Source organism: Paenarthrobacter nitroguajacolicus, from assembly GCF_007786235.1.
GTDB classification, from domain to species: domain Bacteria; phylum Actinomycetota; class Actinomycetes; order Actinomycetales; family Micrococcaceae; genus Arthrobacter; species Arthrobacter nitroguajacolicus_A.
Genome location: NZ_VNFK01000079.1, coordinates 1 through 579, shown reverse-complemented (window position 1 = coordinate 579; position 579 = coordinate 1). Strand labels below are relative to the sequence as shown.

General features: G+C 63.7%; 1 protein-coding gene. It reads right to left on the bottom strand.

All coding sequences use genetic code 11. From position 1 onward, the window contains the following. A partial coding sequence (locus FQP90_RS23050) for a helix-turn-helix domain-containing protein (protein WP_208760077.1) occupies window positions 1–470 on the bottom strand: 470 nt, incomplete at its 3' end. Between the last annotated feature and the right edge of the window lie 109 nt (window positions 471–579).

The window sequence follows — 579 nt, the reverse complement described above, 5'->3', positions numbered from 1 at the left end:
CCGCCATCGGGGATCCTGCCGAGCTTCTTCACGTCGACGTGGATCATTTCCCCGGGCCAGGCGTATTCATAGCGGCGGGCGTGTTCTCGGCGGATCCTGATTCCGGTGGCACGGTCCGTGAAGCGCAGGGGTGGGCAGTGATAGCGGTGCAGGATCCGATGGACCGTGGAGATGTTCAAGTGCAGGTGGTAGGCGATCCTGGCCGGTCCCCAGCGCTTGGACGTCCGAAGGCCCACGACGCGATGTTCTGTCCGCACTGAACTGCGGTGCGGGCAGCTGCGCGGTCGACTTGGACGGTCCTGCATGCCGGCTTCCCCGAGCTCGACGTAGCGTCTCGCCCAGCGGACCGCGGTCGGCACGGAGACATTGAATCGTTCGGCGGCGCGGCGCAACGGCAAGTGACCATCCACCACGCACCGGGCGAGTTTCAGACGACCGGCAGGGGTAAGGATCGCGTTAGAGTGGGACACGAGGACCTCCTGGATTGTGTAACTGCTCTCGACAAGCACCACACAACACCCGGAGGTCCTCTTATTGCGTCACATCAATCCCGTGTCACCAACCTGCCGGGACACTACA